At 33.3% G+C, this 16,527-nt stretch carries 14 protein-coding genes; 13 read left to right on the top strand and 1 reads right to left on the bottom strand.

The features are described from left to right. Position 1: 1 nt before the first annotated feature. The 4 genes from lpdA to LBP67_07935 are packed head-to-tail and all read left to right on the top strand — an operon-like array spanning position 2 to position 5,212. Positions 2 to 1,387 (top strand): dihydrolipoyl dehydrogenase, encoded by a 1,386-nt coding sequence (lpdA, locus tag LBP67_07920; GenBank protein MDR2084905.1) that lies wholly within the window; start codon positions 2 to 4, stop codon positions 1,385 to 1,387. A gap of 7 nt (positions 1,388 to 1,394) precedes the next feature. Then, entirely contained in the window at positions 1,395 to 1,943 is a 549-nt protein-coding gene (gene rfbC, locus LBP67_07925) for a dTDP-4-dehydrorhamnose 3,5-epimerase (protein ID MDR2084906.1), read from the top strand. Between the two features lie 9 nt (positions 1,944 to 1,952). After that, positions 1,953 to 4,757, top strand: a complete 2,805-nt coding sequence (uvrA, locus tag LBP67_07930) for an excinuclease ABC subunit UvrA (GenBank protein ID MDR2084907.1) — start codon at positions 1,953 to 1,955, stop codon at positions 4,755 to 4,757. Positions 4,758 to 4,759: 2 nt separating this feature from the next. Beyond that, positions 4,760 to 5,212, top strand: coding sequence for an aspartyl protease family protein (locus LBP67_07935; protein ID MDR2084908.1), 453 nt, complete (start codon positions 4,760 to 4,762; stop codon positions 5,210 to 5,212). Positions 5,213 to 5,343: 131 nt separating this feature from the next. On the opposite strand, the gene LBP67_07940 is transcribed toward LBP67_07935, so the two are convergent. Then, positions 5,344 to 7,332, bottom strand: a complete 1,989-nt coding sequence (locus tag LBP67_07940) for a glycosyltransferase family 39 protein (GenBank protein MDR2084909.1) — start codon at positions 7,330 to 7,332, stop codon at positions 5,344 to 5,346. A gap of 297 nt (positions 7,333 to 7,629) precedes the next feature. Between LBP67_07940 and LBP67_07945 the strand changes: the two genes are divergently transcribed. The 9 genes from LBP67_07945 (at position 7,630) to LBP67_07985 (ending at position 16,523) form a co-directional block, all read left to right on the top strand. Then, on the top strand, positions 7,630 to 8,670 hold the full coding sequence (locus tag LBP67_07945) for a PDDEXK nuclease domain-containing protein (GenBank protein MDR2084910.1): 1,041 nt from the start codon (positions 7,630 to 7,632) through the stop codon (positions 8,668 to 8,670). Between the two features lie 142 nt (positions 8,671 to 8,812). Further along, positions 8,813 to 10,360 carry an NADH:ubiquinone reductase (Na(+)-transporting) subunit A gene (locus tag LBP67_07950; protein MDR2084911.1) on the top strand — a complete coding sequence of 516 codons (1,548 nt, stop codon included), beginning with the start codon at positions 8,813 to 8,815 and terminating at the stop codon, positions 10,358 to 10,360. A 3-nt stretch (positions 10,361 to 10,363) separates the two neighbouring features. Then, entirely contained in the window at positions 10,364 to 11,539 is a 1,176-nt protein-coding gene (locus LBP67_07955; GenBank protein ID MDR2084912.1) for an NADH:ubiquinone reductase (Na(+)-transporting) subunit B, read from the top strand. Between the two features lies 1 nt (position 11,540). Then, a complete protein-coding gene (gene nqrC, locus LBP67_07960; GenBank protein MDR2084913.1) occupies positions 11,541 to 12,287 on the top strand; it encodes an NADH:ubiquinone reductase (Na(+)-transporting) subunit C in 747 nt (248 codons plus the stop codon). Continuing rightward, positions 12,284 to 12,898 carry an NADH:ubiquinone reductase (Na(+)-transporting) subunit D gene (locus LBP67_07965; GenBank protein MDR2084914.1) on the top strand — a complete coding sequence of 205 codons (615 nt, stop codon included), beginning with the start codon at positions 12,284 to 12,286 and terminating at the stop codon, positions 12,896 to 12,898. Before nqrC ends, LBP67_07965 begins: the two co-directional genes overlap by 4 nt. Before the next feature lie 3 nt (positions 12,899 to 12,901). Further along, on the top strand, positions 12,902 to 13,513 hold the full coding sequence (gene nqrE, locus LBP67_07970) for an NADH:ubiquinone reductase (Na(+)-transporting) subunit E (GenBank protein MDR2084915.1): 612 nt from the start codon (positions 12,902 to 12,904) through the stop codon (positions 13,511 to 13,513). Between the two features lie 11 nt (positions 13,514 to 13,524). Continuing rightward, positions 13,525 to 14,772, top strand: a complete 1,248-nt coding sequence (gene nqrF, locus LBP67_07975) for an NADH:ubiquinone reductase (Na(+)-transporting) subunit F (GenBank protein MDR2084916.1) — start codon at positions 13,525 to 13,527, stop codon at positions 14,770 to 14,772. 31 nt (positions 14,773 to 14,803) lie between these two features. After that, positions 14,804 to 15,478 carry a CPBP family intramembrane metalloprotease gene (locus LBP67_07980; GenBank protein MDR2084917.1) on the top strand — a complete coding sequence of 225 codons (675 nt, stop codon included), beginning with the start codon at positions 14,804 to 14,806 and terminating at the stop codon, positions 15,476 to 15,478. Between the two features lie 130 nt (positions 15,479 to 15,608). Then, on the top strand, positions 15,609 to 16,523 hold the full coding sequence (locus LBP67_07985; GenBank protein MDR2084918.1) for a radical SAM protein: 915 nt from the start codon (positions 15,609 to 15,611) through the stop codon (positions 16,521 to 16,523). Positions 16,524 to 16,527 lie beyond the last annotated feature (4 nt).

The following is a 16,527-nucleotide window of genomic DNA, read 5'->3' on the forward strand; positions in this document are numbered from 1 at the left end:
TATGTACGATATAGCAGTTATCGGAAGCGGCCCGGGTGGTTATGTTGCCGCTATTAAAGCAGCTCAATTAGGATTCAGCGTTGTTGTTATTGAAAAAGCCGAGTTGGGTGGAATTTGTTTAAACTGGGGTTGTATCCCTACTAAAGCTTTACTGAAAAGCGCCACCGTTTATAAATATGCAAAAAATGCAAATAATTTCGGTATAAAAATAGATAATGTTGAAGCAGATTTCAATGCAATTATCAATCGCAGCAGAGGTGTAGCCGAAACCATGAGTAAGGGGATTCAATTTCTTCTGAAAAAGAATAAGGTTGATGTTGTTAACGGCTTCGGAAAACTTATCACAAAGAATACTATTGAAGTAGCTAAAACAGACGGCACAACACAATTTATAGAAGCCGGCAAAATAATTTTGGCAACCGGTACTCACTCTCGCGATTTACCTAATATTGTAAAAGACGGCAAGAAAATTATCGGTTATAGAGAAGCCATGACTTTAGATAAAAAACCTGAAACAATGCTTGTTATTGGTTCCGGTGCTATAGGAATGGAATTCGCTTATTTTTATCAAACACTCGGTACAAATGTTACTTTAGTTGAATATATGCCCGATATTCTTCCTTTGGAAGACAGGGAAATAACAAAACTTTTAGGCAGGGAATTGAAAAAAATGAAAATGAATGTAATGACTTCTTCTGTTGTTATTTCGGTAGATACTAATGGTGAAAAATGTATTTCCACAATAAAAACTCCTAAGGGAGAAGAAACTGTTGAAACGGATATTGTTTTGTTGGCCGCAGGCGTTACTACAAACCTTGAAGGAATAGGTCTGGAAAAAATAGGCGTTAATATTGAGCATGGAAAAGTTATTACAGACAAATTCTACAAAACTTCTGTCGATAATATTTATGCTATAGGAGATATTGTTACAGGTCCTGCACTGGCTCATGTTGCTTCGGCAGAAGCTATATGCTGTGTTGAAAGCATTGCCGGATTAAATCCTAATCCTATTGATTACAACTTAATCCCGTCGTGCGTTTATTGTAGTCCGGAAGTTGCATCTATCGGACTCACCGAGGAAAAAGCAGTTGAAGCCGGTTATTCATTACATATCGGAAAATTCCCTTATACTGCTTCGGGAAAAGCTACCGCTTCGGGAAACCGCGAAGGAATGATTAAAATTATTTTAAATGCCGATAATGACGAGATTTTAGGTGCTCATTTTATGGGAGATAATGTAACTGAAATGATTGCGGAAATTTCTTTAGCAATGAAAAACAAAGTTAAAGGAAAAGATGTTATAAAAACGATTCACCCGCATCCTACCATGTCGGAAGCAATTATGGAAGCAACTGAAGCTGCTCACGGAAACAGTGTACATTTATAAGATTATTATGGAAATAATAAAAAAATATACAAAGGGCTTATATGTAATTAAACCTAAGATTTTCGAAGACAATCGTGGATATTTCATGGAATCATATCAAAAGAAAGCCTTCGAAGACTTGGGATTGGAAGCGGATTTTATTCAAGACAACGAATCATATTCGAAAAAAGGAGTAATTCGCGGATTACATTTTCAGAATCCGCCTTTTGCTCAAATCAAATTAGTAAGAGTTATTTCCGGTTCCGTATTAGATGTTGCCGTTGATATAAGAAAAGGTTCCCCTACTTATGGACAATGGTTCGGAGAAATTCTAAGTGCCGAAAACAAACTTATGTTTTGGATAGAAGAAGGTTTTGCGCATGGGTTTCAAGTACTTGAAGACAATACAATATTTCAATATAAATGTTCTGACTTTTACAATAAAAAGAGTGAAGATTCTTTATTATGGAATGATATTGATATCAACATAAAATGGAAAAACATTGATACGATAATTTCAAACAAAGACTTTGAAGCAGGGACATTCAAAAATTTTAAATCAAATTTCGAATATTAGGAGAACTTTATGTCGTTGAAAGAAATCAACATTTCCGGTGCAAGAGTAAATAATTTAAAAGATATCAACTTGGTAATTCCGCAAAAGAAACTTGTAGTGATAACTGGTTTGAGCGGAAGCGGAAAATCTTCCCTGGCTTTCGATACAATTTATGCCGAAGGTCAACGCAGATTTATGGAAACTATGTCGAGATACGCGCGACAATTTATCGGTAACTTAGAAAGACCCGACGTTGATTCTATAACCGGACTTTGCCCGGTAATTTCCATCGAACAAAAAACAACAAATAAAAATCCGCGCTCTACTGTAGGAACAATCACTGAAATATATGATCTTTTAAGATTATTATATGCCCGTATTTCCGATGCATACTCGCCCGTTACCGGAAAGCTGATGATTAAATACACAGAAAATCAAATCATCGAACTTATTTCCTCAGAGTATAAAGATAAATCAATATTGATTCTTGCTCCGTTAATCAAAGGTAGAAAAGGGCATTATAGAGAACTTTTTGAAAACTTTCGCCGACAAGGATTTCTAAAAATTATGGTTGACGGTGAGATAAAGGAATTAAAACCGGGAATGCATGTGGATCGATATAAGATTCATGATATTCAACTTGTTGTTGATAAACTAACTATCAATGAAAAATCGGAAACTCGATTGAAAGAAAGTGTTAAAACAGCGTTCCGACTGGGAAAGGATAATCTTTTAATCATAGATAACGAGACTAATGAACAGAAAAATCTAAGTAAAAGATTGGTTTGTCCCGATACCGGAATTTCTTACAGTGATCCGGAACCGAATCTGTTTTCTTTCAATTCACCTTATGGGGCTTGTCCTAAATGTAACGGATTAGGTTATATAAAAGAAGTTGATATCGACAAAATTTTTCCGAACAAAAAATTAAGTATAAAAAAAGGCGGAATTGCTCCTTTAGGCGAATATAAAAAGAATTGGATATTCAATCAGATTGAAGCTATCGGAATGAAATTCGGCTTTACCATGAATTCAACAATTGAGGAGCTTTCAGAAGAAGCTATCAATGTAATTTTATTCGGAGCAAAAGAAAAGTTTTCCGTAAAAAATTCATATTTGGGAATAAATTTAAATTACGATTTAAATTTTGACGGAATTATTAACTTTCTTGAAGAACAAGATAAAATGCCCGATTATCTCTCGTTAAAGAAATGGGTTAGCTCTTATATGAACGAAATTCCCTGCCCGGAATGCCACGGCAGGCGCTTACAAAATGAATCCCTACATTTCTTAATAGGAGGCAAGAATATTACCGAAGTAGCACATTTAGAGCTAAACGATTTAAGAGAATGGATCAATGAAATCAGGGAATCGGTTGATGAAACAAAAAAACTTATTGCTAACGAGATTTTTAAGGAAATAAACAGTAGGCTCAATTTTATTATTGATGTAGGATTGGATTATCTTTCTTTAGATAGATCGGCGCCGTCTTTATCAGGCGGAGAATCTCAAAGAATCAGACTTGCAACACAAATCGGTTCGCAGTTAATCGGAGTATTGTATATTCTTGATGAACCAAGTATCGGTTTACATCAAAAAGATAATTACAGATTGATACAAGCATTAAAAGATTTGCGCGATATAGGAAACTCGGTAATTGTTGTTGAACATGACGAAGCAACTATGTTTGCGGCAGATCAAATAATAGATATTGGTCCGGGAGCGGGAAGGCTCGGCGGACATGTTGTTGCCCAAGGAACTGTTGAAGACATCATCAAATCCGGCTCTATCACAGGAAAATATTTAAATAAGGAATTACAAATATTACCTCCTGAGAAAACTCGTGAAGGAAACGGAAAATTCATTTCAATAAAAGGTGCTAATGGTCATAATCTCAAAAATATTGACATTGATATTCCACTAAACAAACTAATATGCGTAACGGGAGTTTCGGGCAGTGGTAAATCATCATTAATAAATCAAACCTTATATCCGGTATTAGTAAACAAATTGCATCACGGGAAACGCCATGCGTTGGAATATGAAAACATTACCGGAATAGAGCACATTGACAAGGTAATTGATATTGATCAATCTCCTATTGGAAGAACTCCGAGATCCAATCCAGCAACATATACAAATGTTTTCAGTGATATCCGAAATCTTTTTGCCGAAACTCCTCAGGCAAAGATAAGAGGGTATAAATCGGGAAGATTTTCATTCAACATAAAAGGCGGTCGTTGCGAAGAATGCCAAGGCAGCGGCGAGCGTGTAATTGAAATGAATTTCCTGCCGAGCGTACATATCAAATGTGAGAAATGTCAAGGAAAAAGATATGACCGGGAAACTTTGGAAGTTCGCTATCACGGAAAATCTATTTACGATGTTTTAAATATGACTATAAATCAAGCTGTAGAATTTTTTGAAAATATTCCGAACATTACAAGGAAGATTAAAGTTTTGCAGGATGTAGGATTGGGATATTTGAAATTGGGGCAGTCGTCTACTACCCTTTCGGGCGGAGAAGCTCAGAGAATAAAATTAGTTTCGGAGTTAAACAAACGCGATACGGGCAATACGCTTTACATTCTGGATGAACCTACAACAGGTTTGCATTACGAAGATATTAAAGTGTTATTACATGTTATCAATCGGTTGGTAGATAAAGGTAATACCGTAATTATTATTGAGCACAATTTAGATGTAATCAAATCAGCAGATTACATCATTGATATGGGGCCGGGCGGCGGTTACAAAGGCGGTGAAATAATTGTTACCGGTACTCCGGAAGAAATAAAAAAATCAGGTAAAGGTTTTACATCTCAATATTTATAAATATGAATTACAAAATCAAATTATTAACAATAGATAATCTTGACGACCGTAACGGTTCGCTAAAATATATAAGCGCAAGAATTAACAGAAAAGATATATTATTTCTAATCGACACAGGCGCAACGCGTACATGCGTTAACGAAGAAACTTTAGAATCTTTCCTTAACAGAAAAGAATTAAAACAAATCAAAGAAGGGGCGGATATCCTGGGGCTGGGCACATCAAACCATAAAAGTCAGGAATGTATTATAAATAAAATAAGTTTTAACCGCCTGATTATACATGAGTTTCCTATAATAATTACAAATTTATCCGACATTTTCTCAGCATTGGAGTCAGCTTCAAACATAAAACTTCACGGCATTATCGGAAACGACTTTCTTGTAGAACATAATGCGGTTATTGATTATGAAAAAAATATCCTGAAATTAAAAAAGGAAAAGATTAAGAAGTAATCGTTTTGTGTTATGGAAGAATTATCAGAAGCCAATCGGTTGGTTTACTCATAAACTTTCGCACTTCATTATAAATTACATTTCGGAACTAAAAGTTTGAAATTCGTAATCAAAAACCCGAAGTTTTGAACTTAGTATATTCCAAACCAGAAATCATCAACATAAACTCTTGATTTACCGGGATTATAAAGATATATCGCAAATTCATAATCATCAACGTCCAATTTCGGCACTTCAAATCCTACCGACAAATCTTCCCACTCTTGAGAACATGATAAGGCTTCTTCCAAACTATAATTTTTATAATAAATATTTTCATTATTATGTATTATTGACAATACCAAATGACAATCGGTAATATACTGACACATAAATTTTGCTTTAAAGAAAATAAAGTTATTCTTTTCAGACAAAACCGATAAATCCTTAGTCTTGAAAGTCAATCCGTAAAGCATATCCTGAGCCAATAAACCGGAATGTGAACCCGAATAACTTACTTCAGAAGTAGAAAAAGTATTTTTCCAAAGTTGATGTAACTCATTTTCATAATCAGCGAACATTTCAAAAACCGGTTCCTGGGGATTATCAGCTAAAGTAAAAACAGAAATTTTATCATTTCCACCTATTTTGTTTATTCTATATATTATATCCGAATATTTCTGATAAATTCTGGAAAGATAATATTCGTTTTGTAAAATAATATAATCGTAATTTAATGAATCTAAAGCCAATTTGATTTTTCCCTCATCATATTTTCTCACAACAAATCCTTTTCTACCCATCAAAATAAATGGAATATTAGGCGTCGGACAATCAATAATCAAAATTTTCGAATCATTCGGGATATTCAATTCGCTTAATAAGTTTTTCGAATCAATAAAACTTTTATAAGTCTTTTCCGCCCTACTCCAATCCTTCTCTTCATAACGTCCGTCTTGTGATGCTATTGCTTTGCTGCTCAGCGGATATGCAATAACAAGAAATAGAATTAACCAAAAGCCGTTACTTATTTTTTTATTTTGAAAATCTGGAATAATAGAAATTAAAAATATTATCAGCAGAATTATCGGGAGAAAAAATGTATCAAGGAAATAATAATCGTGCGCCGGAAATTGTCGTATTAAGGCTATAAGAAACATTATGCTACCTATAAATATCGTCAAAATATAAAGAATAAAATACGACTGTTTACTATTTATTTTACGGATTAAGAATCCAAAAACAGACAAAAGTATAATCCCAGCAAATATCAGATAGTGAATTTTAGTGAAATAATCAAAAAGCCAATTTTCAGCAGTTAATTTAATCAGAGAAAAAAATTCCGCGAAATTATCTGCAGGCATAAGCTGACTAAGAAAAATTGAGCCGTAATTATCTTTTAGAATTTTATTATATATAAAATTCAAAGCAATAAATAATGTTGATATAATAACGGGTGCTACTTTTGGTAATAATTTAGAATTATTTTTTATAATCCTGATAAATTCCACACAATAAACCGCTATTAAAGGAATAATAAAAGTTAAGCGGGATAATGCCGCCAAAGTAAAGAAGATTAATGATATATTAAAATTTTTGTTTCTGCTATTTTCAATATACAATGAATAAAAATAAACTCCGATTATTGCGTTTGATAAAGACGGAATTGTAGGCAAGAAACCGCCCTGATAATAAACAAAGACAGGTGAAGTTGCTGCCAATAAAAGAATTATTAATGATTTAAAATAATTTTTTGTCCAGATTTGTGATAATTTAAACAGGAAAAACAATCCCATAAAGCCATACAATAATATGTAAATACGAAAAAATATTACATCATTACTCTTAAACAACTTCATAAAGATTGCCGGAATAAAATCATGTATTGGAAAATCGGCAGCCGTAATTGTAGTTTCGGGATAATCGTGCCAAAGTTCAGGAAATTGATAATAATATACAAAAGTTTGTGGCTTAAAAAAGTTCAAATCATTTTCAACAAATCCGAGTGCGATAGCCAGTCTGTCGGATTGTGTCCATGCATGAATTTGATACGGGAAAGTATTCAGATACTTATAATTAAAAATCAATCCAATGAAAACAATTATAATAATTGCCGATAAATTTTTGTATAAATCTTTCATGCTCTAAAATTAATTTTAGCAAATGCAAATATACATTAAAATGTATACAAGATTTATTATACATAAAGAGGAAATATTCAATAAATATTTAACTTCTGTTTTTCTTTCGGAAAGATTCTACAAATAATAATGAAACTCATTAATTTAATCTTCATTAATATTAAATTAAAATACTTTTGCTTCACAAAGATCAACCACCTATCAGTCAATAAATTAATCTCAAAGCTATAGTTATCACAAATATATTATATGATTAAATTTGCATAAAGTATTCGTATTATAATCAATTGTATAATTATGAAAAAAGAGGGCGTAGAGAATAACCTAATTAAAAAAATATCCAAATTATTAGAAACGGCAAAACAAACTGTTCTTAATACTGTTAATCAAACAATGGCGTTAACTTATTTTGAAATCGGCAGAATGATTGTAGAAGAAGAGCAGAAAGGGAAAGGAAGAGCTGATTATGGAACACAACTTATTTATGAAATTTCAAAAAGATTAACTGAAGACTTCGGCAAAGGATTTTCGATTACTAACATTAAGCAAATGAGAAGTTTTTACTTAATTTACTCAAAAGGTCAGACAGTGTCTGACGAATTACAATCAACTTATTTAACGCCCGTTACAATAGTACAAGAATTTAAATTAAGTTGGTCGCATTATCTAAAATTAATGAGAATAGAAGATGAAAATGAACGAAGATTCTATGAAATAGAAGCCTATAAGAATAATTGGAGTTTAAGAGAATTACAAAGACAATACGATTCCGGTTTATATACAAGGTTAGCTTATAGCCGAAACAAAAATAAAATTATAGAATTGTCGGCAAAAGGACAAATAATTGAAAAAGCTAAAGATGCTATTAAAGATCCGTATATATTGGAATTTTTAGAATTACCTGAATTATCCGGATATTCTGAAAATGATTTCGAACAAAAATTAATTGACAAATTGGAACAATTTATTTTGGAATTAGGAAAAGGTTTTACTTTTGTTGCACGACAAAAAAGAATAACTTTTGATGAAAAACATTTTAGAATTGATTTGGTTTTTTATAATAGAATATTAAAATGTTTTGTATTGATAGATTTAAAAATGGGAGAATTAAAACACAATGATTTAGGACAAATGCAGATGTATGTAAATTATTATGACAGAAACATTCGTCTTGAAGATGAGAACAAAACAATCGGAATTATACTTTGCAAAGACAAAAATGAATCTGTTGTCAGATACACACTACCGGAAAACAACGAACAAATATTTGCCAGTAAATATCTAACAATTCTACCGAGTAAAAACACGCTAAAGAAATTACTTGCAAATAAAGACTGAAATAAAAAGGTCAGACAATGTCTGACCTTTTTATTTTCTTATTTCTTTCGTTAAAAATTTGTTAATAAAAATAAATTATTTTTATTGAAACATAAAAGATTAAGATTAATTTTACCACAAATTTTGTGAAAAGTATTTTTGCATGAAAAGTGTTTTCAAAATAAAAAAAGGTTTGGATGTCAAACTGATTGGCGACGCCGATTTCATTATTAAAGCTCATAAAGTATCTAAAGTTGCCGTTTGTCCTGATGACTTTAAATGGTTAAAGGCAAAGCTAAACGTCAATGAGAGAGATAACGTAAAAATCGGCACACCGATAATCTTCTCGAAAGATAATCCGGAAATTAAAATAGTAGCGCCAATAAGCGGTGAAGTTACAAGTATCGTTAGAGGTGAGAAACGTAAGATTGAACGAATTGTAATAACTTCCGATAATAAATTTGAAAAAGAAGATTTTAATCTAGACTTTAAATTAGAAAGAACCGCCATAATTAACGCCATGCTCACAACCGGTTTGTGGCCCTTTATAAAACAGCGCCCTTTCGACTGCATTGCAGATCCGAATGATATTCCGAAAGCAATTTTCATTTCTTGTTTTGACAGCTCACCATTAGCTCCCTCATACTCTTTTCTCTTGCAAGACAGACAAGAAGAATTTCAAAAAGGTATTGAGATTCTTTCACATCTTACAAACGGACCAATTATTCTCGGTTTGAAAAATAATATAGGAAATTCTTTTTTTGAAGCTACAAAAAACGTTCAATTCAAATATTTCGAAGGACCACATCCGAGTGGGAATATCGGAACTCAAATTCATTATATATCTCCTCTTGCTAAAGGTGAAATTGTTTGGTACGTAAACCCGCAGGATATTGCAATTATCGGAAAATTATATTTAAAAAACGAATTGGATTTTTCAAAGATAATAGTACTTTGCGGCTCCGGAATCGCAGAACCTTACTATCTTAAAACTATTAGCGGCAGTAATATTTTAGATGCGATAATGAAAATGTCTAATATAGAATGCGCTTATGTAAATGACAAATGTATTCATCCGGAATCCGAATGTTCAAACTGCCAGATAAAAGGTACGAACTTGGTAAGCGGAAGAATGCAACTTGGAAAGCTTCGAATTAAAAATTACGGATTTGTTATTGAAGATAAGCGTAATAAACGTAAGAAGAAGTTTAAAGATGTTGATGACAACACCGTTTATATATCAAGTAATAGCGGTCCTACGGATGCACGAATTATCAGTGGGAATGTTTTGACGGGAACGAATATTTCCAAATCAACATTTCTGAGATTTTACCACAATCAGGTTACTGTTATTCCCGAAGGCGGTAAAAGGAGGTTCCTTGGATGGCTATATCCCGGTTTTCGCCTCTGGAGTGTTTCGCACACTTATGTTTCTTGGCTGTATCCCAATAGAAAACACAATTTAGATACTACTCTACACGGAGGAAAACGTGCCATGATCTTATCTGATATTTATGAAAAAGTTTTTCCTTTGGATATTCTTCCTATGGAATTATTAAAAGCCTGCGTTATAGGCGACACTGAATTAATGGAACAACTCGGTATTTATGAAGTAGTTGAAGAAGATTTCGCGTTATGCGAAGTAGTTTGTCCTTCTAAGACAGAATGCCAAAAGATTATTTATGACGGTTTATCACTTTTAAAAGAATAAATTATGGGTTGGCTGATAAACTTAAGTGAAAGATTAGAAAAAGCATTCTCCAGCAGACGCTTACTAAAAAGGTTTTATGCGCTTTATGATGCTGCCGATACCTTCTTATTAACACCTAACGCTACTACAAAAACAGGCAGCCACATTCGTGATGTTGTTGATATGAAACGAATTATGATTGCAGTGATGATAGCTTTAGTGCCTCCTCTGTTATTTGGAATTTGGAATATAGGATATCAACATTTTTTAGTAAACAGCATCGATGCAAGCTTATGGCAAATGTTCTCGTACGGATTTCTGAAATGGCTTCCTATAGTTCTTACGGTTTATGCAAGCGGATTAACAGTTGAAATTATTTTTGCCCAAAGGCTCGGTCACAGTGTTGCTGAAGGATTTTTTGTTTCGGGAATGCTGATACCTATGATTGTTCCTCCTGAAATTCCTTTATGGATATTAGCTCTGGCTACAATTTTCGCAACATTATTCGCAAAAGAAGTTTTCGGCGGAACAGGCTATAATTTCCTAAATGTTGCCTTAGTTGCCCGGGCTTTTATATTCTTTGCATATCCGAGTGTGATTTCGGGAGATAATGTTTGGATTGCCGGCAAACCTGATAGTATCTCTGGCGCCACTCCATTAGCACAATTATCCAATGGTAATATCACCGATATGCCAAGCATTTTCGAAATGTTTATCGGAACAATTCCGGGCAGTATAGGCGAAACTTCAAAATTAGCGATTATTCTCGGAGGAATTTTTCTCGTATATACGCAAGTGGCCAGTTGGCGGATAATGTTATCGGTAATGTTTGGCGGATTGAGCATGGGATTTATTTTTAATTTGATTGGCACTACTCCGATAATGCAAATTCCGCCATACGAACATTTGCTCATGGGAGGATTTATGTTCGGGGCGGTTTATATGGCTACCGATCCCGTTACTTCACCGCATACAAATTGGGGAAGAGTTATTTTCGGCTTCCTCATAGGCGTTATAGCAGTAATGATTCGCGTCATCAACAAAGGATATCCCGAAGGAATGATGCTCGCAATTCTTCTGATGAATGTATTCGCACCGCTAATAGACTATATTGCTATTCAAAATAATATCAGAAAGAGAAAAAAACGACATGCGAAATTAAGTTTGAAAAACATTACTTCACAACCAAATATTAATTGATATGAATACCGATAGTAATAAATATGTTTTTCTATATATCACAATACTTGTGTTGATTGTTGCTGTAGTTTTATCCCTCTTTTCAATTAAATTGCAACCCCTGCAGAAAGCAAATACGGATATCGAAAAAATGTATCAGATTCTAACGGCAGCAAATTATAAAAACATCAGTAAAGAAAACGTAATAAACCAATATGAAAAATTAACTACGGAAATCATTATCAATAATGATGGAAATGTAGTATCTGTTTACTATTTCAAAAATAATGCAGATGAAGTTCGTGCCTTCAATTTATCCGTAGCAGAAGAATATCAAAAAGCATTCGACGGAAAAACGGATTATATTTTACCTGTTTTTGCAGTAAAAAATCCTGATAACTCGATTACAAATGTAATTCCTGTTGCCGGTAAAGGTTTGTGGGGACCGATTTGGGGATATGTTGCAATTGCTTCCGACGGAAATACAATTACGGGAGCAATCTTTGACCACAAATCCGAGACTCCCGGACTTGGCGGCGAAATTTCTACTGAGAAATTCGCATCAATGTTCGAAGGGAAAATGCTTTTCAATAACAAGGGTGAATATGTTGCGGTAAAACTTGTCAAAGGTGGGATTTTAAACAGTAATATTGATCCGAAACACGGAGTTGATGCTATTTCCGGAGGAACTATCACTTCTCAAGGAATTGAAAAAATGATACATGATTGTTTAAAACTTTACATTCCATATATAAATAATAAATTATGAACATCAGAAAATATTTAGGTCCGTTAAATAAAAACAATCCGATTACAGTGCAGGTATTAGGAGTTTGTTCGGCTTTGGCGGTTACTGCACAAATGAAACCGGCAGTTGTTATGTGCCTTGCCGTAACCGTTGTATGTGGAATTTCAAACCTCATAATTTCATTAATCAGAAAAACTATTCCAAACAGAATAAGAATCATCGTCCAGCTCGTTATAGTAGCAAGTTTGGTAATTATTGTCGATCAGTTCCTGCAAGCATATTTCTACGAAATTAGTAAAATGCTTTCCGTTTTTGTAGGTTTAATAATCACTAATTGCATAATCATGGGACGTCTCGAAGCTTTCGCTCTGGCTAACAAACCGGTACCTTCTCTAATAGACGGATTGGCTAATGGATTCGGTTACGGAATTGTTTTGATAATTGTAGCTTTTTTCAGAGAACTTCTCGGTTCCGGTACTTTATGGAATTATCAAATAATTCCCGCAAGTTTTTATGAATACGGCTATTTAAATAACGGTTTGATGACTTTACCGAGCATGGCGTTAATTATCATCGGTATCATGATATGGATTCAACGTACCAAAGAAAGTGAATTACAAGAAAAACAATAATTTATGGAATCATTAACAGAAATATTTGTACGTTCGATATTTACGGAAAATATGATTTTTGCATATTTCTTAGGAATGTGTTCATATTTGGCGGTTTCAAAAAATGTAAAAACCGCGTTCGGACTTGGGATTGCCGTTTGTTTTGTACTTGTTGTAACAATTCCTGTGAATTATTTAATATATAATTTCCTGCTGAAAGCCGGAGCATTAACTTGGATTTCAGCACAATTAGGAAATATTAATCTATCTTTCTTATCATTAATAATTTATATTGCAGTCATCGCATCTATAGTACAATTACTCGAAATGATAATCGAAAGATATTCTTCAGCATTATACAATTCGCTCGGAATTTTTCTTCCGTTAATAGCAGTAAATTGTGCGATTTTAGGCGGTTCGCTTTTTATGCAGGAAAGAAATTTTCCGACAGTCGGACATAGCCTTGTTTATGCATTAGGCTCAGGAATAGGTTGGTTACTCGCCATTGTTGCATTTGCAGCGATAAGAGAAAAAACGAGATATTCAAAAACGCCAAAACCATTGCGCGGATTAGGAATCGCTTATATTACAACAGGTTTAATGGCATTGGCATTTTTAGCGTTTTCCGGAATTTAAAATCAAGAAACATGAATGGATTAATCATTATAATTTCAATAATAATCTTTCTGATAGTTATCTGGTTATTAGTTATTGTATTACTTTTTGCAAGGAAAAAACTTATTCCTGGCGGAAAAGCAACAATACACATAAACAATGATGAGAAGAGTGTTGAAAGCGACAAAGGAATAACTCTCCTCAATGCTTTGTCCGGCAATCAAATTTTCATGTCGTCTGCATGTGGTGGCGGCGGAACATGCGGTGCATGCAAGGGAATCGTACTTTCGGGCGGCGGAACTATACTTCCAACTGAAACATCACACATAACCAGAAAAATGCAGGAAGAACAATACAGATTATTCTGTCAGGTGAAAGTTAAAGAAGATCTTGATATAGAAATTCCGCCTGAAATTTTCGGAGTGAAGAAATGGCAATGCGAAGTTATCTCTAACAAAAACGTTGCAACTTATATAAAGGAATTTATCGTAAAACTTCCCGATAATGAAACATTAGATTTTCGTTCCGGAGGATATATACAGGTGGATGTTCCTAAATGTAATATTCCTTTCAGTAGTTTTGATATTGCCGATGAATACAGACAGGAATGGGACAAATTAAATCTTTTCGATTTAAAAATGAAAAATAACGAAAGTGAAGTTGTTCGTGCATATTCAATGGCAAATTGTCCGGCAGAAAATAATATCATAACATTGAATGTGAGAATTGCAACTCCACCTTTCGACAGCAAGAAGAAAGCTTTAAAGAAAGTTAATCCTGGAATCTGTTCATCATACATTTTTTCATTAAAATCCGGCGATAAGATAACTATTTCCGGACCCTACGGCGAATTTTTCATTAAGGATACCGATAATGAAATAATGTTTATCGGCGGCGGTGCCGGAATGGCTCCGATGAGATCTCATATCTTCGATCTTTTCAAAACGAAACAAAGTAAACGTAAAACAACATTCTGGTACGGAGGAAGGTCTCTGAAAGAATTATTTTATATTGACGAATTTCAACAAATTGAAAAAGACAATGACAATTTCTCTTTCCATGTTGCTCTATCAGCTCCATCGCCAGAAGATAATTGGACAGGAGACACAGGTTTTATTCATGAAGTTATTTTGGAGAAATATTTAAGTAAGCATCCTTTTCCTGAAGACATAGAATATTACATTTGCGGTCCAGGATTAATGTTGGATGCTGTTCTAAAAATGCTTGACAATCTTGGTGTTCCAAAAAGTATGATTTTTTATGATGACTTTGGGAACTAATTTATAATAATAAATATCCGAATTATATAAAATGAATAAACGTAAAACAATTTATGCAATTATAGTTTTTTACGCAATTGCTATCTGCTCAAGATATATCACCAATAAAACCGGAATTTTATCCGGAATGGATAATTTTTTCTTAAAAGCTGTTTTAGAAGGAATGGGGCCGGCAATAGGAGCCTTAGTTGCAATGCTTATTTTTAAAATCCCAATGCAGATGAGCCTCAAAGGAAATTTCAAAAATATTATTATTCCTCTTTCAATTTATTGGTTTCTGCCTATAATTTTAATTACAGCGGTAGCCTATTTTACAAACCTAACATTTCCTGTTATAGGAGTTACAACAATTTTAATTTACGGATTATTGGAAGAAATAGGATGGCGCGGATTTTTGCAACAATTATTAAAACCATTACCAAAATTTATCGGAATACTGATAATAACTATTTTGTGGTTTATTTGGCATTTGGATTTTAGTTTAACCATAGGTAATCTTATCTTTCTGGGAATATTGTTCTTAGGAAGTTGGGGTATCGGTTTAGTTGCAGACAAAACTAATTCTTTATTAGCCGTTGCTGCTTTTCATTCTTTGAATAATTTCTTCACAGAATTGAATACACAAAAAATTATCATTTTAGTTATACTTATTGTTATTTGGATTTTAACAATTGTATATAGAAGAAAATTGAAAGTTCTAACATAGTTTGATAATAGATAATATCGGTTAGTATTATGAGGTGCACAAGGAAATTATTAATTGAAGAAATTCACTTATTAATTCAATCTTCTATCTATTTCGAAATACTTTATAAAAAACATTTAACTCACAAACCATGAATCATACTTGCAATTTTTGCGCTCACAACTGCAACGTCAACAGAAACAATGAATCAGGCTTCTGTAAAATAGATTCTGGAATGTATATTTCCACTATTTGCGTTCATAAAGGTGAAGAACCTGTAATTAGCGGTGAGAAAGGAATTTGCAATGTGTTTTTTAATCACTGTAATTTGCAATGCGACTATTGTCAGAATTATCAAATCAGCGATAATAAAGGCGATTTACATCAATTCTCTATAGACTTAGAAAGTGCTTATTCTCAAATTGCTAAAATATTGGATAGCGGAATAAAGTCTCTCGGATTTGTTTCCCCAACTCCATACATTTCGAAAATTCACGAACTTGTAAATCTTCTTCATTCGCGGAAGTATTTTCCTACAATTGTTTACAACACTAATGCTTACGAAAACCCGCAAACTATATTAGACTTAGAAAGTATTGTAGATGTGTATCTTCCGGACTATAAATATGCAAACGAAGAAATAGCAAAAAAATATTCTCACATAAATAACTATCCGGAAACTGCTTTAGCAGCCATTAAAGAAATGTATCGGCAAAAAGGTTCTGATTTAATTTTAGATGAAACCGGTTTAGCTAAACAAGGTTTAATAATCCGTCATTTAGTTTTACCTTCAAACATAGAAAATTCCAAATCGGTTTTACTGAATATAGCTTTAGAAATATCTTCCAAAGTACACATTTCCTTGATGTCCCAGTATTATCCGATTTATAAATCTTACAAACATCCTGAAATTAATCGTAAATTAAGCGAAGAAGAGTATAATAGTGTAATAGATTTTATGGATGATTTGGGCTTGAACAGCGGCTGGGTACAAGAGTTAGAAAGTTCGGAAAATTATTTACCGAATTTTGAAAACGAAAAAGCGTTTGGAGAAAACAAAAAATAGCATA

The organism is Bacteroidales bacterium (genome assembly GCA_031276035.1).
Lineage (GTDB): Bacteria > Bacteroidota > Bacteroidia > Bacteroidales > BM520 > RGIG7150.

Coding starts and splice junctions, on each gene's coding strand:
- lpdA (MDR2084905.1), top strand. CDS start 2: ATGTACGATATAGCAGTTATCGGAAGCGGCCCGGGTGGTTATGTTGCC.
- LBP67_07935 (MDR2084908.1), top strand. CDS start 4,760: ATGAATTACAAAATCAAATTATTAACAATAGATAATCTTGACGACCGT.
- LBP67_07985 (MDR2084918.1), top strand. CDS start 15,609: ATGAATCATACTTGCAATTTTTGCGCTCACAACTGCAACGTCAACAGA.
- rfbC (MDR2084906.1), top strand. CDS start 1,395: ATGGAAATAATAAAAAAATATACAAAGGGCTTATATGTAATTAAACCT.
- LBP67_07940 (MDR2084909.1), bottom strand. CDS start 7,332: ATGAAAGATTTATACAAAAATTTATCGGCAATTATTATAATTGTTTTC.
- nqrE (MDR2084915.1), top strand. CDS start 12,902: ATGGAATCATTAACAGAAATATTTGTACGTTCGATATTTACGGAAAAT.
- LBP67_07965 (MDR2084914.1), top strand. CDS start 12,284: ATGAACATCAGAAAATATTTAGGTCCGTTAAATAAAAACAATCCGATT.
- uvrA (MDR2084907.1), top strand. CDS start 1,953: ATGTCGTTGAAAGAAATCAACATTTCCGGTGCAAGAGTAAATAATTTA.
- LBP67_07950 (MDR2084911.1), top strand. CDS start 8,813: ATGAAAAGTGTTTTCAAAATAAAAAAAGGTTTGGATGTCAAACTGATT.
- LBP67_07980 (MDR2084917.1), top strand. CDS start 14,804: ATGAATAAACGTAAAACAATTTATGCAATTATAGTTTTTTACGCAATT.
- LBP67_07945 (MDR2084910.1), top strand. CDS start 7,630: ATGAAAAAAGAGGGCGTAGAGAATAACCTAATTAAAAAAATATCCAAA.
- LBP67_07955 (MDR2084912.1), top strand. CDS start 10,364: ATGGGTTGGCTGATAAACTTAAGTGAAAGATTAGAAAAAGCATTCTCC.
- nqrF (MDR2084916.1), top strand. CDS start 13,525: ATGAATGGATTAATCATTATAATTTCAATAATAATCTTTCTGATAGTT.
- nqrC (MDR2084913.1), top strand. CDS start 11,541: ATGAATACCGATAGTAATAAATATGTTTTTCTATATATCACAATACTT.